The organism is Bacteroides sp. An279 (assembly GCF_002159615.1).
GTDB lineage: Bacteria > Bacteroidota > Bacteroidia > Bacteroidales > Bacteroidaceae > Phocaeicola > Phocaeicola intestinalis.
This window is the reverse complement of sequence record NZ_NFJA01000014.1, coordinates 35,391-56,116: the sequence shown is the minus strand read 5'-3', so window position 1 is coordinate 56,116 and position 20,726 is coordinate 35,391. Positions and strand designations below refer to the sequence as shown.

Sequence of the window (20,726 nt, the reverse complement as noted above, 5' to 3'; positions counted from 1 at the left end):
CATCCTTTTATGGTTTCCATATCAAAACCGTACGTTCTCCAATTGAAAACCGTACGTTCTCGATATGGAAACCGTACGGTTTTCAATTGGAGAACATAAAAAGAAGACACATTGGAACAGATACTGAACCTTTCAATCATATATTGGTTCGTATCTGCCAAGCAAACTTATCGGAAAAATCAAAACAACCTCTTACAACAAATGCAACTCTCTCGCCACATCCAGTGCGCGGATGGAATTGCCGACATGCAACTTTTCTAAAATATTCTGCCGGTGATCCGAAATCTTGCCTTTGCAGCGTGCGGTCGAGTTCTTGTTGCGTGTCCATTGCAAGAAAAAAATAGTTATTAATAAGCATTGCGTCTCCCAGCCGGAAGCCTTACCTTTGCAAAAGTAAACATTATATTCATTCAAAACTGATATGAGAACAATCTTCTGCACACTTTTCGTGCTGGCTGCATTGACCTGCCAGGCACAGACACTGGAGAAAATGCAATGGTTCAACGAACCGGAGCAATGGAAAATTGAAAACAAAGCATTGACAATGTCGGTCACTCCGCACACCGACTACTGGCGCATCTCGCACTACGGATTCACCGTCGATGATGCACCGTTTTATTATGCCACCTACGGAGGCGAGTTTGAAGTGAAAGTCAAGATTACAGGAGACTACAAGGTGCGCTTCGACCAGGCAGGGCTGATGCTCCGCATCGACAAGGAAAACTACATCAAGGCAGGAATCGAGTTCGTGGACGGGAAATTCAACCTGAGTACCGTGGTCACACACCACACGAGCGACTGGAGCGTCATCTCGCTCGACAAGCCTGTACCCTACGTATGGATTAAAGCAATACGCCGCAAAGATGCCGTAGAAGTGTTCTACTCGTTCGACGACCAGACCTACACCATGATGCGCAATGCCTGGATGGCAGACAACACCCCGATGATGGTAGGCGTAATGGGTGCCTGCCCCGATGGCGAAGGCTTCAACGTGACATTCGAGCACTTCCAGGTAAAACACCTGCCCGACATGCGGCGTATGGAATGGCTGAAACAGAACGCCGAGTGATTCTCCGTATCATAGCCGAACGCAGAAGCACTCCTGCACCTCTGCGTTCCGTTTATCGGAGTGCATTTATCCAGTCCGCAATGTCTTTCAGCACTTCCGGAGCGCAAGTCTCTTCTATGCGGTAATAATCCAATGACGTAGCAAGCTGGCAATGCTGGAACAGATGGTTCAGTCCGGGATATTCCTTGATGAGGTTCTGCCGGTTGCCGTCCGCCAAGTATTTCCTGATTGCCCCCAAATTGCTTTCCGCCAGCACTTACATATCATGGGATCCGTTGATAGCCATTACAGGCACAGTGGTATTCATAATGTCGGATGCCGGGTCGTAATCAGCGAAATAGTCCAGCCAGGCATTCTGGGGCTGCAGCTTCATTTCTTCACGCACCTGCTTTACGGTCCGGTTTGCCGGCTTGCCGTAAAGCCGCAACTGGGCATTCTGCTGCTCTGCCAGCAGGCTGTCGCCTTTGATTCCCGGTCCTGCCATGCTGACGATAAAGTCGGCAACGCTATCGGCACCCAGCATGAAAGCAATCATTCCGCCTTCGCTATGCCCCAGCACACCTACCTTGCCGAACCGGCGGCTGTCCTTCAGCCACGCAATGCCGGCTGCCGCATCATCCGCAAAATCTCTTGAAGTGGCTCCTTTGACGTTTCCTGTAGAACGCCCTACGCCCCGGTCGTCATACCGCAGGGAAGCGATGCCATTCTTTGCCAGATAATCGGCTATGACCAGAAAAGGTTTGTGCCCGAACACTTCTTCATCCCGGTTTTGCGCACCGCTTCCGGTCACCATCAATACCACCGGCACTTTCTTGCCTTCGGAATAACCTGCCGGACAGGTCAATGTGCCTGAAAGCGTGGCACCGGCTGCATCGTTGGAGAAGCTCACTTCTTCGGTCTTATATTCCAGACTTCCCTTAGGCTCCTGCGGACGAGCAGGAGCATCCTGTTCTCCTGTTGTCAGATTCAAAGGAAAGGACATCCCGTGCTGGACAAAAGTGCCTTCCACCGTTCCCTCCTTCCACTTTCCGGTATAAACCACATTGATTACCGGCACCTGCAGGCTTACGGAATCATCGGCAAGCCAGTCCACCTTTACAGGAATATCCTTGGCACCTTGTGCCGGTACGTCCATCTTCACCACATCTTTTCCGGCCGGGTCTTTTTCGAAATGGAAAACGATGCCGAGTTTCTGAGAACCTGCGTTCAAATCGCCATGCCACGAGCCGGTGATATGCTGGGCACGAACCATACACGTTCCTATCAGGAACATCACAATCAAAGAAATTCTTTTCATAAGATATTTAGTTTAAATTGAATATCCGTAAACATCCCATGTAGGGGTGTATTGCATACGCCCGAATGCGTCCACTTATCCACGCGGATGTCTTCAAGGCGTATGCGATACGCCCCTACAGCCAATTGGACAAATACAGAATTTAGTTTAAAACGCCATCAGTCCACCAGCTGCAAGCCCACCCCCTTCACCGTCTTCAGCTGCACGCTCTCGTCGGCAGCGAGCAGCTTGCGCAGGCGCGACACGAAGACATCGAGGCTGCGCGAGGCGAAATAGTCGTCTTCGGTATTCCACAGGCGCGAGAGGATGACTTCGCGGCGCACCACCCTACCCTTGTTCTCGCACAGCAGGCGGAGCAGGTCCGCCTCGCGCACAGTGAGGGTTTCCGCTTCCCCGTCCGCCTTTAATAAGGTAGAGCGGTCGGCGTTGAACGTGTAGAGCCTGCCTATCGGGAAGAGCGTTTCGTGGGCTTCCGCCTGCCTGCCCTGCGTCAGCCTGAGCAGGGCGGTGACGTGGGCGTGCAGTTCTTCGGGCAGGAAAGGCTTCTTGATGTAGTTGTTCACGCCCAGTTCATATCCTTTCACCACGTCTTTGGGCGACACCCTGCCCGAAGTGAACAGGATAGGCGTGCGCTCGTCCGTCTCGCGGATGCGGCGCACCATCTCGTAGCCGTCCATCACGGGCATCTCGATGTCGGACACGATGACGTCGGGCTTCCACGTTTTCCATATCCGCAAGCCCTCCTCGCCGTCCGCAGCGGTCTGTATCTCGTATCCGCCTATCATGTCTTCCAGCCCGCCGCGGATGATGTAGCACAGGTTGGCATCGTCTTCTACCAATAATAGTCTTGTCATTTGCTACTCCTTTCTTCTTGTTTTTTCACCACAGATTACACAGATTAAAATAATTAATTTCTCTAATCTGTGTAATCTGTGGTGCCCTTCGGAAACACCAGCGTGAACTCGCTGTACTCGCCTTCGATGCTCTCCAGCTTCACCGTGCCGCCATGCGCCTCCACGATGCGGAGCACGTAGTTCAGCCCCAGCCCGAAGCCCGGTGCGCCTCCGCCCCGGCTCCGGCTTGCCGCCGAGGCACGCTCGTATTTCTCGAATATCTTCGCCTGGTCCTTCAGCGGAATGCCAAAGCCGTTGTCGCGCACCGAGACCGCGATGCTTCCATCGGCACGTTTCGCCGAAGCGAAGGTTATCTCCACCTCACTGCCCGAATATTTCACGGCATTGTCTATCAGGTTGCTCAGTGCCTCGCGCAGAAACTCCTCGTCGGCATACACCGCCGGCGCGTCCAGCTTCCACACGTAGCGTATCGGCTTCTCCGCCTTCGCCTGATACTTTGCGGCAAGGTCCTCCAGCATCGGGCGCAGCAGGCATTCCGTCTTGTCGAGCCTCAGCTGGCGGTGCTCCAGTTTGGCGAGCGTCAGCACCTTGTTGGTCAGGCTGATGAGGTGCTCGCCCTCCTCGCGCAGGATGCGGAAATACTGCGCCCGCTTCTCGGGCTGGCTGTCGAGCCGTCCGGTCTCGAGGATGCGCGTGCCCATCACGATGGAGCTGAGCGGCGTCTTCATGTCGTGTATCATCGCGTACGAGAAGTCCTCGCGCAGCTTCGCCACCTTGTCCTGCCGCAGGATGATGCGCACCTGCCACACCACGCACACCACCGCCACGGCGATAATCAGCACCGTGGCTATCAGCACCAGCGTCATGCGCCGTGCGATGACCCAGTAGGGGTTGGTGATGATGCCCTGCACGAAGCGTGCCTCATCGAAGTCGAGCATCAGCGAGTCGGTCTTCAGGATGCCCTCCCGATGCAGCTCTTTCCCCACGGAAGAACGGAGCACCCGCCCCGTGGAATCGGTGATGCACGAAGCCACCTCGGCACGGATGCCCACCGAGTCGAGCATGTGGGCGTAAATCGAATCGAGCACGGGGAGCGACACGTCCAGGTGTATTTCCGTATAAATGTAATCCTGCATGGCGGTATGGATGTTTGCCATCAGCCACCGGTTTGCGCCTCCGTCCACCTCGGCATACGTCGTATCCACCTCAAACTTCAGCGAGAATGTCGTGTCTGCTTTGCCAAACCGTTCTTTTTTATACGATTCCATCCGGTGGAACATCTCTTCCAGCGAAGCGTCGCGGAACACCTCGTCCGCCTTCATCCGCAGGCTCTCTTCAGCCAGCCGGTAGCTGTTCGCCAGCCACACGTATTGCAGCTCCGCTATCGCCAGCAGGGCGATGAGGGTTATCCAGCGCAAGTGTCTTATCTCTTTCATTGGATTGATTGTTGAAACGCAGATTTTCGCTTTTCTTATGAATTAGGAATAGAGTTTATACAGAATAAATACTGGCTTAATTTTCAACATTCTAAAGCCTTATACAATATAATATCTATTGTATAAAATTATCATTATAGCTATCCATATCCTGTTAGTTGAATAGCTGATTCAAATTTTCAATCAATAATTTTGTTGGCAAATCATTTGATACATATAAATCATGTGTAGTACATCCAAAATAACTTCGCATATTAACTCTATATTTACAAAAATCATCCAAATTAGGCATCCAGAATTCTTTATTTTGGGTTTTCAAAGAGATAGTGTCTTTCAAATACTTATTGTAATGATTATTATCAGGAAATACAAAATAAACAATTTCTCCAGAATCATACGAGAAGCTACCGTCTGGATTATTTTTTACATTTGTCAAAGTTGCAGGATACAAAATACACTTATATCCCAAAACTTCTTTGTGTTTAAATTCCCAATCTGCAACAGGAGGAATGAATGTCAGAGATTTTGTAGAATGATTACCTAAAGAACTTTTCTTTTTAAACTCAATAGATTTATGTATTAGTTTAATTGTACCATCACTTAATTGAATACGTGCATCATAAAATAGACTTAAATCAGGTTCCCAAAATATGTCTTCATCTTTTTGTCTTGCTACACACAACATTTGATTTAACAATTCTTCAGAAAATGGAAAAACAAATATCTCTGTATCAAAAGTTTCATCCAATGAATACGTATAATATTTTTTCCCAAACATTTCTGAAAGATACTCAAAACCTGATGCATTCTCTACATGATTAGCTTTTACTATAAGAGAATGACCATCCGGATTTAAATGATTATCTTCAATCTTAACAATAACAAATTTATCCATATTATTTTTATTATAACGTGAGCCGATATAAGGATTGAAATTATTCCAGTCCCACTTCTTTCCCGTCCAAGCGGACAACGCCGACCAAACGCTGCACCCTCGGATCCAATTCCGAAACGGGGCGGATTTTCTCTTTCTGCTTGCTTCCCGTCACCTGCTTCAACAGATTTTCTACCAATTCCGACAAATCGGTCCCTTTCGAACGTGCGTAGTCGGATGCCTGTTGCAGTACGTTGCTATTGATGCTCAATGTCACATTCTGGTTCATAGCGTTTCTCCTTTCGTTTCTTCTTTCAATGTTCAAATCGTAAATAAAAACAATCTGTGTTGATGTAGAGACGATGTGCACATCGTCTCTACTGCTGTCGCCGGAAATAACGTAAATAATCCGTGTAATCTGTGGTGAAAATCACTCTTCCGGTTCCGGCGCAGGCGTGTCGCCGCCCGATGCGGAGCCGCCTTTCGATGCGCTGCCCGCAATCGACGAATACGTGCCCACCAGCCCGTTCACGCTCGCGATGAACGTGTTTATCTCGTCCGAAGGCTGCACAATGGCGTAGGCGTTCACCGTCTGCACGATATCCTGGTAGAGAGCGTTCGCCTCGTTGACGGCATCTTCCGACTTCACGTCGCTCTGCGTCATGCGGCTGCTCATCTCTTCGGTCTTCTTCAAAAATTCAGTGTCGAAAGCGGCGTTTGCCTCACGCACCGCCTCCACTTCCTCCGTCAGCCCCAATGCGGTGACCGCCTCAGCCTCGGCATCGAGCATCGCCAGCATCCCGCGTGTCTCGGCGGTCTGCTTGGTGTACTCGTGCTTGCGGATGCCGCGGTAGGGCGACATCTTGGCGTCGAGCAACGTAGCCGCCGCCTTTTTCTCGGCGACAGGCGAGGTGAGGTAAGCGTTTACCACCTGCCCGATGACCCCCGAAGCACGGTCGCGCACGTCGTCCGCCTCGGCAAGCGTAGCGGTGGCAACGAAAGCCCGTTCGCGGTTGACTATGGATGCCAGAAGCTCGCTGGCGGCACTGTATGCCGTGGCTTTTTCAGTGATGTGCAGTGCCGCCGGAGTGGTGGCGGTGATGCAGTCGTTTACTTTCGTGTGGAAATCGCTGCACGAGCCGATAGTCATCCGGCTCATGCCGAAAGTTTTGATTTGATTTGCCATGATGTAGATACTTTAAAAGTTAAAGATACGTTTCTTCGCGGTGCCGTACCCCTCGGAAATGCCGCCGAAGCGGTTCCGCAAGTCTCCGCAGGGTTACGAAGTGCCGCCGAAGCGTTTCCGCAAGCCTCCGCAGGGCTACGAAGTGCCGCCGAAACGTTTCCGCAAGCTTCCGCAGGGCTACGAAGTGCCGCCGAAACGCATCCGCACGCAAAGTTAGCATAATCGGCGGATTGGGCAACAGTTTGGCGGGGAAAATCCGCTCTGGACTACGTTTTTTCACCGTTTCGGGACGAATGGGCGGTTCTTGCGGATTGCACGATTTGTTGGGCGAAGCGAAAAAATCCGGCGTGACGGCAGCCAAACGCAGAGACACAAAGACGCAGAGGAAAAAAATCCTGCAAAAGTTGCATTATATTGCAACTTGCGTTATCTTTGCGCTATGAGACGGAAGATAATCGCATTCGGGAAATACTATAAGGACTTCCTTTCTGCATTGGGCGAGAAGGAAGTGTTGAAAGTGAAATACGTCTTGTCGCTATTGGAAACAGAAGACAGGATGCCTGTGAAATTCATAAAAGCCATACGCGACGGCTTGTATGAGTTGCGCATATCGTATAATGGAAATATTTACCGCATCTTTTTTATCTTTGATGAAGGGCAAATCGTAGTGCTTTTCAACGGATTCCAAAAGAAGACGCAGAAGACGCCGCCCTCGGAAATAGCAAAGGCATTACAAATAAAGGAGGAATATTATGAATACAAACGAAGAAATGCTGACCGACATCAGCGCTGAACTGGATAAGGAGTTCGGTGCGCCCGGCACGCCCGAACGTGCGAAGTTCGACGAAGAAGCGTATGCGTTCTACACAAGCCAGATTCTGCTTGACGCAAGAAAGGAGGCGGGAATGACCCAGTCCGAGCTTGCCGACCGCCTCAGCGTGACAAAATCGTACATCTCACGGATTGAGAAAGGAGTGATAACCCCCAGTGTCGCCACTTTCTACCGGATAATGCACGCCCTGGGGATGAGGGTTGAGGTGGTCAAGCCGATTGTGTGACAAATTGTAGGGGCGGGGTCTGCCCGCCCGAATGCATCTACAGCGGATGTCTTCGGGCGAGCGGACCCCGCCCCTACCGTGATTTCATATCGCATACTCCCCCGTTAACGTTACGTTAACCTTGCGTTAACCACCGATGCGGAGGCGGCTCTTTACCTTTGCGGCATCAACCATAAACGACAGAACGACATGAAAACATTCTTCTTATTACTGACGTGCGGGATTTGTACGGCATCACTCTCCGCCCAAAGCCTTACGGGGACGGTGACCGATGCCGACCGCCGGCCCGTGGAAGCCGCTACGGTGGTGCTGCAAACCGCCGACTCTACCTATATCGACGCGACCCTGACCGACAGCTTGGGCGTGTTCCGCTTCGGGCAGCGTCCCGAGAGGTACCGCCTCATCGTGCAGCACCTTATTTATAATACCTGCATCCGCGAAGGGAGCGGGGCGGACGCGGATACCCTCGTGCTGACGCCGCGCGACTATGCGCTGGACGAGGTGACGGTGCGTGGCGAGCGTCCGCTGGTGAAGGTGGAGGGCAGCCGCCTGACTTACGACGTGGCGCAAATTGCCGCCAGCCGCCTCGTGACCAACGCCTACGAAGCCTTGCTGCAGCTGCCGGGCGTGGTGGAGAAGGACGGCGTGCCTGCCCTTGCCGGAAGCGGAAGCCTGAGCATCGTGCTCAACGGCAAGCCTTCGTCGATGACCGCCGAGCAGCTCATCGCCCTGCTGAAGGCAACGCCTGCCTCGCGCGTGGAACGGGCGGAGGTGATGTATAGCGCGCCGCCCCAATACCATGTGCGCGGCGCGGCGGTCAACCTCGTGCTGAAAGGTTACAAGGCTGGCGAAGGCGGCCTGCAGGGCGAGGTGAACGGCAACTACGCGCAGAAGGACGAAGCCGGAGGCAACGGGGGCGTGACGCTGGCGTGGCTCTCGCAGCGGTGGGACGTGGACGCGATGTACCACCTGAGCGACTATTATTACCGGCAGGGAATGGACTTCCGCGCCCTGCACACCGCAGACGGAGAGACGCACGACATCCGCCTGTCTGAAGATGACAGCGGACGGAGCCTGACCCATACCTTCCGCACCGCCGCCACCTACAAGCCCACGGAGGACGACCGCCTCAGCCTCAGCTATACCGGAAGCCTCAAGCCCGACGGGAAATCGACGGCGGACGCATGGGGCAACGTGACGGACTCGCACAACGGCAAGCGGAGCGATACGCAGCTGCATAACGCGGCTATCGGCTATACCTCCGGCTTCGGGCTGAGCGCAGGCGCCGACTACACGTATTACGAAGACGAGAGCACGCAGGACTTCACCGATACCGAAACCGAGCCGTCCGCCTTCCGCAGCGACTCGCGCCAGCGCATCGGACGCTGGAAAGTGTATGCCGACCAAAGCCATTCGCTCGCAAAGGGCTGGACGCTGAACTACGGCATGGCGTTCACCTACGTGAACAACCGCAACTCGCAACGCTACGACCTGCCCGAGATGAGCGGCATGGACAGCGAAAGCCGCATCGACGAATATACCTACAACGTCTATGCCGGATTCGACAAGGCGTTCAGTCCGCAATGGAACCTCAGCGCGTCGGCAGCAGTGGAATACTATAAGATGGCGGACTACCGGAAGTGGGCGGTCTACCCCACTCTTTCGCTGAACTACATGCCTTCGGCGGCACACATCTTCCAGCTTTCGTTCAGCTCGGACAAGACCTATCCCGACTACTGGACGCTGAGCGGCAGCACCAGCTACCTGAACGGCTATCAGGTGATAGAAGGCAACGCCAGCCTGCACCCCTACACCGACTATACCGCCACGCTGACCTACATCTGGAAGAGCAAGTACATCGTGCAGGCGGAATACAGCTACGTGCCCGACTACTTTATGCAGATGGCATACCTGGACTCGAACGAGCTGCGTGCCATTTATAATTACCAGAACTGGGACTACCTGCAGCTGCTCACGTTCACCGCCGTCGTCCCCTTCCGCGTAGGCACGTGGTGGGACAGCCAGCTGACGCTGAACGCCCAGCTGAAGCACGACAAGGCGAGCCGCTACTACGATGCTCCCTTCGACAACAAGCGGTGGGCAGGCATCGGGCAGTGGACCAACACCTTCACCCTGAGCAGCCGCCCCAATATCCGTCTGGAAATCTCCGCCTTCGGGCAGACAGGAGCCATACAGGGCAGTTACCGCCTCGGTGCCGTGGGCTATGTGGATGCCGCCCTGCGCTACACCTTCGCCGGCGACAAAGCGATGCTCCAACTGAAAGGCACCGACCTCTTCAACGGGATGAACCACCTCGACATCGAGTCGCGCAACGGCACCCAGCACTTCGACATGCACGTAAAGAACTACGCCCGCAGCCTCACCGTCTCGTTCAGCTACCGCTTCGGCGGATATAAGAAGAAGGAGGCGAAAGAGGTGGATACGTCTCGGTTCGGAATGTGAGGTTTCAAACAGATAAACAAAAGAGGCTGTCTCTAAATGAAAAACAACTTTCATTTAAAGACAGCCTCTTCCCGAATGATAAAAGAAAGACACGTCACAAACGGACGATATCCATTATTTTGTCCAGCGCACCGGCGTTGTCTTTTACATAATCGCCTGCCGCCTTACCCGAAGCAGAAAGAAAGGCTTCATCGGACAGGAAGCGATCCATCAGGGTTTCGAAACCGGTAGCATCGGTTATCTCAAAACCGCCATGGCAGGCTTTCAATCCCTGAGCTTCAAGGAATTTCTGGTTGTTAGGTCCGAAAACAACAGGGATGCCATAAACAGCCGCTTCGAGCGTATTATGTATGCTCACGCCGAAACCACCGCCAATGTATGCCACCTCGCCATACCGATAGATAGACGAAAGCAGTCCGAAACAGTCTATGATAAGACAGTCTGCACGGCACACGTTCTCTGGCGTCGCCTGCGTGTAACGCACCGCAGTGCGGTGCAGCTTGCTTTCGATTTCGGACAGATGGTTTTCATCAATAACGTGGGGAGCAATGATAAGCTTCATCTCCGGATGGGCATTGAAATAGGGAATGAAAATATCCTCATCGGGTGCCCACGAACTGCCAGCCACCAGCGTATAGCGATTGCTGCCCTTGAATGCTTCTACCAACGGAAGTTCTTTCGCCTGACGGCAGATGTCCAGCACGCGGTCGAATCGTGTATCACCCACAATGGTGGTAGCGGTGACACCTATCCCTGCAAGCAGGCGCACAGACTCTTCATTCTGCACAAAGAGATGGGTAAAACATTTCAGCACGTCCCGATATGCTACACCGTACCACCGAAAGAACACTTGCTGCGGACGGAAGATGGAACTGACGCTGTAGACCGGCACCCCACGGCGATGAAGCGCACCAAGATAGTTTTTCCAAAACTCATACTTGATGAAAAATGCGGCGCAAGGATGTGCTGCATCGAGAAAACGGCGCACATTGCGCGGTGTATCAAGCGGTAAGTAGCACACCACATCTGCACCCCGGTAATCCTTGCGCACCTCGTAGCCCGAAGGCGAGAAAAACGTCTGCAAGATTTTGTATTGAGGATAATTCCGGCGGATAAGCTCTATCAACGGGCGTCCTTGCTCGAATTCACCCAATGAGGCGGCATGAAACCAGATGTACTTCGCCTGCGGATCAATTTTCCGTGCCAGCACATCGAAAGCTTCACGCTCACCCTTTACCATCCGCGCCACTTTCTTATTGAACAGCGCAATCAGACGGACTGCCCCTACGAACAGGCAGATTGCAAAATTGTATATCATCACACCGGTTATTTAAGCACCTCCACCGCACGGCGCATACGCCTGATAGTCTCTTCCTTGCCCAGCAGTTCGGTAATGTCGAACATATGCGGTCCCTTGCATTCGCCTACCACGGCAAGACGGAAAGCATTCATCACATTGCCCAAGTGATATCCCTTCTCTGTAATCCAGGCTATCACAATGTCTTCCGACGGTTTCGAAGTGAAATCACCGATACCTTCCAGCACACCGGCCAGCTCGTCCATAATACGGGGCGTATCGGCATTCCAGCGTTTCTTCACATCTTTCTCGGCATAGGTTTCAGGAGCCACGAAGAAAAAGCGTGCCTGCTCCCAAAGTTCTTTCACAAAATTGACACGGCCTTTCACCAGTGAAACGACCTTTGTCAGATAACTATCGGTATAATCGTGCACTGCCACTCCATGCGCTTCCAGCACAGGTTTGAACAGGGCAGCAATCTCCTCGTCACTCTTGCGCAGAATATATTCATGATTGAACCAGATGCCTTTCTTGTAATCGAATTTAGCCCCCGCCTTGCTACAGTGGTTCAAGTCGAAAAGATTCACCAGTTCGTCCATCGACATCAATTCCTGGTCATTACCCGGATTCCAACCCAACAAGGCAAGGAAGTTAATGACCGCTTCGGGCAGATATCCCGATTCACGGTATCCCGATGACACTTCACCAGTCTTGGGGTCATGCCATTCCAGTGGGAACACAGGAAAACCAAGACGGTCGCCGTCACGCTTACTCAATTTTCCATTGCCTTCGGGTTTCAGCAACAAGGGCAGATGTGCAAAACGGGGCATCGTATCTTCCCAGCCAAAAGCACGGTAAAGCAAGACGTGCAAGGGAGCGGAAGGCAGCCATTCCTCACCACGGATAACATGGGAAATTTCCATCAAATGGTCATCGACAATATTTGCCAGGTGATACGTAGGCAGTTCGTCTGCCGATTTATACAGAACCTTGTCATCCAGAATAGAAGAGTTGATTTTCACATCGCCGCGGATGAGATCGTCCACGTGCACATCTTCATCGGGTTCAATTTTGAAACGAACCACATACTGTTTTCCTTCGGCAACAAGACGGTCTACTTCCTCTTTCGGCATCGTCAGCGAATTACGCATCGACATACGTGTAGAGGCATCATACTGGAAGTTAGGTATTTCCTTTCGTTTGGCATCCAGTTCTTCGGGCGTGTCAAAAGCAATGTAGGCTTTTCCACTGTCGAGCAACACTTTCACATATTTCTTATAGATGTCGCGACGCTCCGACTGACGGTAAGGTCCATAATTTCCTCCGAAACTGACCCCTTCGTCAAACTGGATACCCAGCCATTTGAACGATTCGAGTATGTATTCTTCCGCTCCCGGAACGAAGCGGTTCGAGTCGGTATCCTCGATTCGGAAAACCAAGTCCCCCCCGTGCTGACGGGCGAACAGATAGTTGTATAAGGCAGTGCGCACACCACCGATGTGTAACGCTCCCGTAGGGCTGGGAGCGAAACGAACTCTAACTTTTCTTTCTGCCATAGTGATTTTATCTAAAAAATACAGCGCAAAATTAAGGTATTTTTCCCGTTTTTTTCTTATTTTGCAGGCAAAATATCCGAATCTTATGAAAAGTTTCCAAACCGAAAGACAGTTCTCGTATAAGAAGTTCTTCTATAAATGCGGCATCTTCCTTGCTGCAGTGGCCATTATCGTATACTTCCTGCCGCGGGAAGGACAATTCAACTATCAGTTTGACATCAATAAACCGTGGAAATACGGCCTGCTCCAAGCCTCGTTCGACTTTCCCATCTACAAGGGAGAAGACGAAGTGCAACGCGAACAGGACAGCATTATGAGAAGCTACCACCCCTACTTCCAGTTATCGGAAACCATGGGTGAACGGATTATCAGCCAGTTCAAGGAAGACTACAACAGAAAACTCCGGCAAATCATTCCCGACCCCACGTATCCACATTACATCGAACAAAAACTGAAGGAAATCTATCGGAAAGGAATTATGCCTGTCGAACAACTGGCGCGTCTGCACAAAGACAGTATCCTGAGCATACAGATTGTCTACCAGAACACTTCCATCCTGCAAAGCATCAGCGAAATCTACAGTACGAAACGGGCTTATGAAGCACTGGTCAATTCGGACACCGTACACTTCAGCAAGACCCTGCTGCAACGATGCAACCTGAACAATTACCTGACCGTAAACCTTATTTACGATGCCAACAAATCGGAAACGGCAAAAAAAGACTTACTTTCAGGAGTATCATTCGCCAAAGGCTTCGTAATGAACGGACAGAAAATCATCGACCGGGGTGAAATCATCAACCAGCAGACCTATAACATCTTGAAATCCCTGCAACGGGAATGGGACAAACGGAACGAAACCACTACCGAAAAACGCCTGACCCTATTCGGGCAAATCCTGTTTGTATCCATTCTCATCGGATGCTTTATGATATACCTCGCCCTGTTCCGCCGCGATTATTACGACAAGAAAGGAAGCCTTAGCATCCTGTTCTTCCTGATTATCTTCTTCCCTGTCATCTCATCACTGATGGTATCACATCCGTTTATGAGCGTGTACATCGTACCATTCACAATGCTGCCGATGATTGTACGCATCTTTCTCGACTCGCGCACAGCATTCATGGCACACATCCTGTCTATATTGCTTTGCTCCATCTGCCTGCGTACGCCGCACGAATTCATCTTGCTGCAGACCATCGCAGGCATGGCAAGTATTTATAGCCTGCGCGAACTGTCGCAACGCTCACAGTTATTACGCAGTGCCCTGATTGTTGTCGTTGCCTATTCAGTATTATATTTCGCGCTCGACCTGATCCATGTCAACGACGTTTCGCAACTGAACACGAATATCTACATCAATTTCATCATCAACGGCATATTGCTGCTGTTTACCTATCCGTTGCTGTTCATCCTCGAAAAGACTTTCGGGTTTACATCCAACGTCACACTAGTGGAACTCTCGAACATCAACAACAAACTGATGCGTGAAATGTCGGAAGTAGCTCCCGGTACATTCAACCACTCCTTGCAGGTGGCCAACCTCTGCGCCGCAGCTGCCAACCGTATCGAAGCCAACAGCCAACTGGTGCGTACCGGAGCAATGTACCACGATATCGGCAAAATGCTGAATCCTGCCTTCTTCACCGAGAACCAGTCGGGCGTGAATCCACACGACCAGCTAAGTTACAAACAAAGTGCCCAAATTGTAATCAGCCATGTAACCGACGGCGTGAAACTTGCAGAAAAGAACAACCTGCCCGAGGTCATCAAAGACTTCATCCGCACCCATCATGGAAAAGGATTAACCAAATATTTTTACATCTCGTACCAGAACGAACATCCCGATGAAGAAGTAGATAAGGAAGCATTCCGCTATCCGGGTCCGAACCCTTTCACCAAGGAACAGGCGATTATGATGATGGCAGACTCGGTAGAAGCTGCCTCGCGCAGCCTGCCTGAATACACCGAGGAAAGCATCTCGAACCTGGTAGACAAAATCATTGACAGCCAGGTACAGGACGGCAACTTCAAAGAATGCCCCATCACCTTCAAAGACATTGCCACGGTGAAAAGCGTATTCAAAGAAAAACTGAAAACGATGTACCACACCCGTATCAGTTACCCGGAACTGAAGAAATAAGCAAACAAATGCCAATCCATGGTGAGCATGATGTAAGACAACCCCGTTGTCACATCATGCCACCATCAATAGCTGCCTGAAGAAATTCCACGCTTCAAGAACTCTTCTTCAGGTCTTTCCAGCAATTCGATAGCCTTATTCATACTGTCACTCAAACGATTGATAACCTGGAAATATTCATTCATATCCCAAAGGTCGCGGGCGATAAGGGCTTTCAGCTGGGCTTTGATAAGAGGCATCGCCAACTGATATTCTTTCTCCTTATAAACAACTCCCAATGTCTCTCCCAAAGCTTTCAACTCGTCCAGCATTTCGGGAGTAACTTCAAACTCACGGTCAAAATGACGGAAGTCTTTATACTTCTTCAACCATTCTGTCCGACGAGCATCCACCCATTTCAAATTTTGCTGCACAATGGCTCCTTTATCGCGCAAAGCCAGGTAATAATCAGTATACATCGTGGTATCCACCGGCACAAAATAATCGGGCATAATACCTCCGCCACCATAAACCGTACGCTCCAGGCGCAAAGTCTTATATTTCAACGAATCGGGAAAATGAATACTGTCAGCACTCAGCATTTCACCACGGTTGTAACGGTCTATCAAGTCACGGTTATACTGTTCGATACTTTCATAAGGTTTCTGGATACAACGTCCCGAAGGTGTATAATAACGAGCCACAGTAAGACGAATCATCGAACCATCGGGCAAGTCAATGGGACGCTGCACCAATCCTTTGCCAAATGTACGGCGACCAACCACGACTCCTCTGTCCCAATCCTGTATGGCGCCGGTAACAATCTCGCTTGCTGAAGCCGAAAATTCATCCACCAATACCGCCAGCCGTCCGTCGAGGAAATCTCCGTTTCCTTCAGCATCAAATTCGGCACGCGGATTACGGCGCCCTTCGGTATATACAATCAGTTGTTTCTTGCCCAAAAATTGATTTACGACCTCTATGGCAGCATTCAAGTATCCTCCACCATTGCCCTGCAAGTCGAGAATCAAGTCTTTCATACCCATTTTCTGCAGGCGATGCAAAGCATCTACAAACTCTTTGCCCGTAGTAGCTCCGAAGCGGTTGATACGGATATAGCCGATACGGTCGTTCACCATATACGAAGCATCCAGACTATAGACAGGAATCTTGTCGCGCGTAATGGTAAACGGAAGCAACTCTTTCACTCCACGGCGCATCACCTTCACATTCACCTTTGTTCCACGTTTGCCGCGTAAACGGCGCATCACATCATCTGTACTCATCTTTACACCGGCTATCACTGTATCATTGACTTCGATGATGCGGTCGCCCGCCAAAATACCGACCTTTTCAGAAGGACCTCCCGACACTGGCTGAATAACAAACAAAGTATCGGTAGCCATATTGAACTGAATGCCGATACCATCGAAATTACCCTGTAAGGGTTCATTCAATTCTCGCACCTCTTCGGGATTGGAATATGTAGAATGAGGGTCAAGTTCTTTCAGCATGCTGACAATTGCATCTTCTACCAGTTTTCCTTCATTCACTTCGTCTACATACAGATTGGCTATGGCAAACTCTGCCAACTGTAATTTACGGGAAGGAGAATTTAAAAGTTTGTTGCTCTGTGCACCTGCTGAAAGTGCAAACAGCACACAAAGCCATGTTATCAAGCAACGGTATTTCATCATAATCTTCATTCTTCATTAATATCAAGTTCTGCCGGCAAGAACGGTGTGACATCCTTGCCATAATGCAACAGTTCGCGCACGATGGTGGAACTGATTGCGGTCAGTTCGGGCTCGGTAAAGAGCAAGATGGTTTCCACTCCCGACAATTTGCGGTTGATGTCGGCTATGGTTTCTTCGTACTCGAAATCGTGTACCGTACGGATGCCACGGATAATGAACTTGGCATCGCGCATACGGGCAAAGTCTACCGTCAATCCATCGTATGCCTCTACACTCACACGTGGGTTACCGGCATACAGCTTCTCAATCATCCGCACACGCTTATCGGTAGGGAAATACGTCCGCTTCTTCTCGTTCACGCCGATACCGATGATGATTTCGTCCATAAAGGTCAAGGCACGTTTCACTACCGAATAATGCCCGATGGTAAAGGGATCGAATGTCCCTGGAAATATTGCACGCTTCTTCATTATCAACCATTCATTATTACTGAATCAAATCTTCCTCCACCACCAGGTTGTTGATGATGAAGTTCTGACGTTCCATCGTATTCTTTCCCATATAAAATTCCAGCAATTCACCTACGGCATCGGTCTTACGAAGAGAAACCTGTTCCAGACGCATATCCTTGCCGATAAAATTCCGGAACTCATCGGGCGAGATTTCTCCCAAACCTTTGAACCGGGTGATTTCCGGATTCGGACCAAGTTTCTCGATCGCAGCCAGTCTTTCTTCTTCCGAATAGCAATAAATCGTTTCGTATACACCTTTCTTCCGGTTCCGTACGCGGAACAAGGGAGTCTGGAGAATATATACATGTCCTTTCTTAATCAGATCGGGGAAAAACTGGAGGAAGAACGTAATCATCAGCAGACGGATGTGCATGCCATCTACATCGGCATCGGTAGCTACAATTACCTTATTATACCGGAGACCGTCCAGCCCGTCTTCGATGTTCAAAGCCGCCTGAAGCAAATTGAACTCCTCGTTTTCGTAGACCACTTTCTTAGTCAGCCCGAATGAATTAAGCGGCTTTCCACGCAAGCTGAAGACAGCCTGTGTATTGACATCACGGCTCTTCGTAATAGAACCGCTTGCCGAATCTCCCTCGGTAATGAAAATGGAACTTTCCAGACGTGGGTCATTTTCTTCATCTTTCGGTGCTTTCTGGTCGTTCAGATGCACCCGGCAATCGCGCAACTTGCGGTTATGCAGGTTGGCTTTCTTTGCCCGTTCGCGGGCTATCTTGGTCACGCCGGCTATTGCCTTCCGCTCTTTTTCCGACTCTTGAATCTTCTGCAGCATCACATCCGCCACATCAGCATGCTTATGCAAGTAATTGTCTACATTCTCCTTGATAAAGTCGCCCACGAACTTATTGACACTAATGCCTGAAAGGGGATATGGATTCCCGTCCGAATCTTTCTCGGGAGCCATCACCAACGAACCTAACTTGATTTTGGTTTGACTTTCGAACGTCGGTTCAATCACATTGATGGCAATTGCCGCCACCAATCCATTACGGATATCCTGGTATTCCAGATTCTTGCCGTAAAATTCCTTGATGGTACGGGCAAGGTGTTCCTTGAACGCGCTCTGATGAGTACCTCCTTGCGTGGTATGCTGGCCGTTGACAAACGAATAATATTCCTCACCGTATTGAGCGGTATGCGTAAAGGCAATCTCTATGTCCTCTCCTTTCAGGTGCACAATCGGATACAACCCCGAAGTGGTCATATTATCGTTCAGCAAATCCTCCAATCCATTCCGGCTCACGATACGCCTTCCGTTATAATAAATGGAAAGCCCTGTATTAAGATAGGTGTAATTGCGGAGCATCGTCTCGATAAACTCAGGACGGAAATGATAATTCAGAAACAACGTATGGTCGGGTTCGAAGAAAATGAATGTTCCGTTCTCCTCATCTGTATCTCCAGTCCTGTCACTTTTCAGTTCTCCCCGTTCGAATACGGCCTCACGCATCTGTCCGTCGCGCACGCTTCGTGCAACAAAGCGGGAACTTAACGCATTGACCGCCTTGGCACCGACTCCGTTCAGTCCGACACTCTTCTTGAATGCCTTCGTGTCGTATTTACCTCCGGTATTCAACATCGACACGGCATCGACCAGACTACCCAACGGAATGCCTCGTCCATAATCGCGGACAGATACACGCAGGTTGTCTTCCAGTTGGATGTCGATGCGCTTTCCGGCTCCCATCTTGAACTCGTCAATGCTATTGTCTATCACTTCTTTCAGCAAGACATAGATACCGTCCTCGGCCTGCGAACCGTCGCCCAAACGTCCGATATACATACCGGGACGAGTGCGCACGTGCTCCATATCGCTCAGGTGACGGATATTCTCCTCCGTATAAGAAACGGTCGGTTGTATCGATTCGTTCTCTTCTGCCATAGTTTAAAGTTTTTAGTCAGTTGACAAGGTAACAAGTTGACAAGGTTTTAAAATCTTATGCGATACTATTTAGAACCTTGTCGCCTTGTCCACTCGTCACCTTGTCAACTTAAATGAATTACAACATCTTCCTGTAAGCCCTGCGGCGCTTATGTTGTTCGGGATTGAATACACTCCATTGCGACTGGACTTTCTTGTTGTCTTCCAGTTCGGGATTGCTTTCACCGTATTCAAACCCTAACTGCTGGTACACCGGTATCAAGTCATAAAACAACAAAGCATTCACGCCTTTGCTTTGATACTCCGGCTTCACTCCCACCAGCAAGAGGTCCAGTATCTTCGGTTTCTTGATGAACAATGCCTTGAGCAGGTGATACCATCCGAAAGGCAGCATCTTCCCTTTCGCTTTCTGCAAAGCTTCAGACAGCGAAGGCATCGAAATACCTGCGGCTATCAGATTTCCTTCCTCGTCTTCGATAATCGACACCATACGCAGGTCTATCAGCGGCAAATACATCTTAATATATTGGTCGATCTGACCTTGCGTCATCTTCGAATAGCCATACAGTGGAGCGTATGCCTCGTTTATCAGGTCGAAAATGCGTTGCCCGTAATTCTTTTCCTTTATTTCCTTCCGTTTCAACTTCTTTATCTTCAGCTTATACTTCTGAAGTATGATTTCTGAAATACGCACAAACTTTTCAGGAATGGCTTCGGGCACTTTCATCTTAAATTCCACCCAGTCGACATCCTTCTCGAAACCCAACTTTTCCATGTGTTTCTGATAATAGGGATAATTATAGATGGTAGACATTGTCCCCAGCTGGTCGAACCCATCAATCAGCATTCCTTCTGCATCCATATCAGTAAAGCCCAGCGGACCTACGATGGATTTCATTCCTCGTTCTTTCCCCCATTGTGCCACAGTATCAAGCAATGCTTCTGATACTTCTTCATCATCGATGAAGTCTATCCATCCGAAGCGCACTTCTTTCTTCTGCCACGTATCGTTAGCACGATGGTTGATTATCGCCGCCACTCGCCCTACGACCCTATCATTCTTATAGGCAAGGAAGTAATCGGCTTCGCAAAACTCGAACGCCGCATTCTTCTTCGGGTTAAAGGTGTTCAACATATCATCGTACAAATCGGGAACGGAATAAGGGTTTCCCTTGTATAATTCGTAATTGAAGCGAATAAAGGTCTTCAGCTCTTTTTTCGAGCTTACTTTCTTAATGATAATGGCCATCTGTTCGTTAAAGTATGTATTTCAGGGCGTAAAGATACAAATTTTTATCCGAAAGCATAAGGAAAGAAGAATACTTTTTCCAGAACGAAGAACGGGACGCCACAAAACAAAATACCAAACAGACAGGAATAAGCTTATTTTACAGACAAAAAG

General features: G+C 50.1%; 19 protein-coding genes. 5 read left to right on the top strand and 14 right to left on the bottom strand.

Annotation, left to right across the window (positions count from 1 at the left end):
• Window positions 1–421 precede the first annotated feature (421 nt).
• The gene (locus B5F78_RS04370) at window positions 422–1,069 is read left to right on the top strand and encodes a DUF1349 domain-containing protein (protein ID WP_022040565.1); all 648 of its coding nucleotides are present in this window, start codon (window positions 422–424) and stop codon (window positions 1,067–1,069) included.
• Window positions 1,070–1,121: 52 nt separating this feature from the next.
• Here the strand turns inward: B5F78_RS04370 and B5F78_RS18020 are convergent, their stop codons facing one another.
• The 8 genes from B5F78_RS18020 to B5F78_RS16765 all read right to left on the bottom strand — a co-directional run bounded on the left by B5F78_RS18020 (window position 1,122) and on the right by B5F78_RS16765 (window position 7,089).
• Entirely contained in the window at window positions 1,122–1,307 is a 186-nt protein-coding gene (locus B5F78_RS18020) for a hypothetical protein (RefSeq protein WP_337959689.1), read from the bottom strand.
• A gap of 18 nt (window positions 1,308–1,325) precedes the next feature.
• On the bottom strand, window positions 1,326–2,366 hold the full coding sequence (locus B5F78_RS04365) for an alpha/beta hydrolase family protein (RefSeq protein WP_337959688.1): 1,041 nt from the start codon (window positions 2,364–2,366) through the stop codon (window positions 1,326–1,328).
• 158 nt (window positions 2,367–2,524) lie between these two features.
• Window positions 2,525–3,220 carry a response regulator transcription factor gene (locus B5F78_RS04360; RefSeq protein WP_087209103.1) on the bottom strand — a complete coding sequence of 232 codons (696 nt, stop codon included), beginning with the start codon at window positions 3,218–3,220 and terminating at the stop codon, window positions 2,525–2,527.
• Window positions 3,221–3,282: 62 nt separating this feature from the next.
• The gene (locus B5F78_RS04355; RefSeq protein ID WP_087406126.1) at window positions 3,283–4,656 is read right to left on the bottom strand and encodes a sensor histidine kinase; all 1,374 of its coding nucleotides are present in this window, start codon (window positions 4,654–4,656) and stop codon (window positions 3,283–3,285) included.
• 154 nt (window positions 4,657–4,810) lie between these two features.
• Complete coding sequence (locus B5F78_RS04350) at window positions 4,811–5,551, bottom strand: hypothetical protein (RefSeq protein ID WP_087209108.1); 741 nt, start codon at window positions 5,549–5,551, stop codon at window positions 4,811–4,813.
• A gap of 40 nt (window positions 5,552–5,591) precedes the next feature.
• Complete coding sequence (locus B5F78_RS04345) at window positions 5,592–5,819, bottom strand: DUF6364 family protein (RefSeq protein ID WP_087209111.1); 228 nt, start codon at window positions 5,817–5,819, stop codon at window positions 5,592–5,594.
• Between the two features lie 141 nt (window positions 5,820–5,960).
• Window positions 5,961–6,716 carry a DUF6261 family protein gene (locus B5F78_RS04340; RefSeq protein WP_087406125.1) on the bottom strand — a complete coding sequence of 252 codons (756 nt, stop codon included), beginning with the start codon at window positions 6,714–6,716 and terminating at the stop codon, window positions 5,961–5,963.
• 19 nt (window positions 6,717–6,735) lie between these two features.
• Window positions 6,736–7,089 carry a hypothetical protein gene (locus B5F78_RS16765; protein ID WP_140400029.1) on the bottom strand — a complete coding sequence of 118 codons (354 nt, stop codon included), beginning with the start codon at window positions 7,087–7,089 and terminating at the stop codon, window positions 6,736–6,738.
• A 66-nt stretch (window positions 7,090–7,155) separates the two neighbouring features.
• On the opposite strand from B5F78_RS16765, the gene B5F78_RS04330 reads away from it, so the two are divergent.
• The 3 genes from B5F78_RS04330 to B5F78_RS04320 all read left to right on the top strand — a co-directional run bounded on the left by B5F78_RS04330 (window position 7,156) and on the right by B5F78_RS04320 (window position 10,237).
• A complete protein-coding gene (locus B5F78_RS04330) occupies window positions 7,156–7,509 on the top strand; it encodes a type II toxin-antitoxin system RelE/ParE family toxin (protein WP_022040559.1) in 354 nt (117 codons plus the stop codon).
• Window positions 7,469–7,774: a helix-turn-helix transcriptional regulator gene (locus B5F78_RS04325; protein ID WP_022040558.1), complete on the top strand. Its 306-nt coding sequence runs from the start codon at window positions 7,469–7,471 to the stop codon at window positions 7,772–7,774. The genes B5F78_RS04330 and B5F78_RS04325 overlap by 41 nt, the downstream gene beginning before the upstream one ends.
• A 189-nt stretch (window positions 7,775–7,963) precedes the next feature.
• On the top strand, window positions 7,964–10,237 hold the full coding sequence (locus B5F78_RS04320; protein ID WP_087406124.1) for an outer membrane beta-barrel family protein: 2,274 nt from the start codon (window positions 7,964–7,966) through the stop codon (window positions 10,235–10,237).
• Between the two features lie 94 nt (window positions 10,238–10,331).
• On the opposite strand, the gene B5F78_RS04315 is transcribed toward B5F78_RS04320, so the two are convergent.
• Both B5F78_RS04315 and gltX read right to left on the bottom strand, forming a co-directional pair.
• A complete protein-coding gene (locus B5F78_RS04315; protein ID WP_022040556.1) occupies window positions 10,332–11,555 on the bottom strand; it encodes a 3-deoxy-D-manno-octulosonic acid transferase in 1,224 nt (407 codons plus the stop codon).
• An 8-nt stretch (window positions 11,556–11,563) separates the two neighbouring features.
• Window positions 11,564–13,090 (bottom strand): glutamate--tRNA ligase, encoded by a 1,527-nt coding sequence (gene gltX / locus B5F78_RS04310; protein ID WP_022040555.1) that lies wholly within the window; start codon window positions 13,088–13,090, stop codon window positions 11,564–11,566.
• 85 nt (window positions 13,091–13,175) lie between these two features.
• On the opposite strand from gltX, the gene B5F78_RS04305 reads away from it, so the two are divergent.
• A complete protein-coding gene (locus B5F78_RS04305; protein WP_022040554.1) occupies window positions 13,176–15,233 on the top strand; it encodes an HD family phosphohydrolase in 2,058 nt (685 codons plus the stop codon).
• 65 nt (window positions 15,234–15,298) lie between these two features.
• Here the strand turns inward: B5F78_RS04305 and B5F78_RS04300 are convergent, their stop codons facing one another.
• The 4 genes from B5F78_RS04300 to B5F78_RS04285 form a co-directional block, all read right to left on the bottom strand.
• Window positions 15,299–16,918: a S41 family peptidase gene (locus tag B5F78_RS04300; RefSeq protein ID WP_430516439.1), complete on the bottom strand. Its 1,620-nt coding sequence runs from the start codon at window positions 16,916–16,918 to the stop codon at window positions 15,299–15,301.
• A complete protein-coding gene (coaD, locus tag B5F78_RS04295; RefSeq protein WP_087209133.1) occupies window positions 16,915–17,379 on the bottom strand; it encodes a pantetheine-phosphate adenylyltransferase in 465 nt (154 codons plus the stop codon). The genes B5F78_RS04300 and coaD overlap by 4 nt, the downstream gene beginning before the upstream one ends.
• A 16-nt stretch (window positions 17,380–17,395) precedes the next feature.
• A complete protein-coding gene (locus B5F78_RS04290; RefSeq protein WP_022040551.1) occupies window positions 17,396–19,324 on the bottom strand; it encodes a DNA topoisomerase IV subunit B in 1,929 nt (642 codons plus the stop codon).
• Between the two features lie 118 nt (window positions 19,325–19,442).
• Window positions 19,443–20,573, bottom strand: coding sequence for an N-acetyltransferase (locus B5F78_RS04285; RefSeq protein ID WP_087406123.1), 1,131 nt, complete (start codon window positions 20,571–20,573; stop codon window positions 19,443–19,445).
• Between the last annotated feature and the right edge of the window lie 153 nt (window positions 20,574–20,726).

Bases quoted from the DNA above. Each gene is read 5' to 3' on its own strand.
- B5F78_RS04370 (WP_022040565.1), top strand. From the start codon at position 422: ATGAGAACAATCTTCTGCACACTTTTCGTGCTGGCTGCATTGACCTGC.
- B5F78_RS04365 (WP_337959688.1), bottom strand. From the start codon at position 2,366: ATGAAAAGAATTTCTTTGATTGTGATGTTCCTGATAGGAACGTGTATG.
- B5F78_RS04360 (WP_087209103.1), bottom strand. From the start codon at position 3,220: ATGACAAGACTATTATTGGTAGAAGACGATGCCAACCTGTGCTACATC.
- B5F78_RS04355 (WP_087406126.1), bottom strand. From the start codon at position 4,656: ATGAAAGAGATAAGACACTTGCGCTGGATAACCCTCATCGCCCTGCTG.
- B5F78_RS04350 (WP_087209108.1), bottom strand. From the start codon at position 5,551: ATGGATAAATTTGTTATTGTTAAGATTGAAGATAATCATTTAAATCCG.
- B5F78_RS04345 (WP_087209111.1), bottom strand. From the start codon at position 5,819: ATGAACCAGAATGTGACATTGAGCATCAATAGCAACGTACTGCAACAG.
- B5F78_RS04340 (WP_087406125.1), bottom strand. From the start codon at position 6,716: ATGGCAAATCAAATCAAAACTTTCGGCATGAGCCGGATGACTATCGGC.
- B5F78_RS04330 (WP_022040559.1), top strand. From the start codon at position 7,156: ATGAGACGGAAGATAATCGCATTCGGGAAATACTATAAGGACTTCCTT.
- B5F78_RS04325 (WP_022040558.1), top strand. From the start codon at position 7,469: ATGAATACAAACGAAGAAATGCTGACCGACATCAGCGCTGAACTGGAT.
- B5F78_RS04320 (WP_087406124.1), top strand. From the start codon at position 7,964: ATGAAAACATTCTTCTTATTACTGACGTGCGGGATTTGTACGGCATCA.
- B5F78_RS04315 (WP_022040556.1), bottom strand. From the start codon at position 11,555: ATGATATACAATTTTGCAATCTGCCTGTTCGTAGGGGCAGTCCGTCTG.
- gltX (WP_022040555.1), bottom strand. From the start codon at position 13,090: ATGGCAGAAAGAAAAGTTAGAGTTCGTTTCGCTCCCAGCCCTACGGGA.
- B5F78_RS04305 (WP_022040554.1), top strand. From the start codon at position 13,176: ATGAAAAGTTTCCAAACCGAAAGACAGTTCTCGTATAAGAAGTTCTTC.
- B5F78_RS04300 (WP_430516439.1), bottom strand. From the start codon at position 16,918: ATGAAGATTATGATGAAATACCGTTGCTTGATAACATGGCTTTGTGTG.
- coaD (WP_087209133.1), bottom strand. From the start codon at position 17,379: ATGAAGAAGCGTGCAATATTTCCAGGGACATTCGATCCCTTTACCATC.
- B5F78_RS04290 (WP_022040551.1), bottom strand. From the start codon at position 19,324: ATGGCAGAAGAGAACGAATCGATACAACCGACCGTTTCTTATACGGAG.
- B5F78_RS04285 (WP_087406123.1), bottom strand. From the start codon at position 20,573: ATGGCCATTATCATTAAGAAAGTAAGCTCGAAAAAAGAGCTGAAGACC.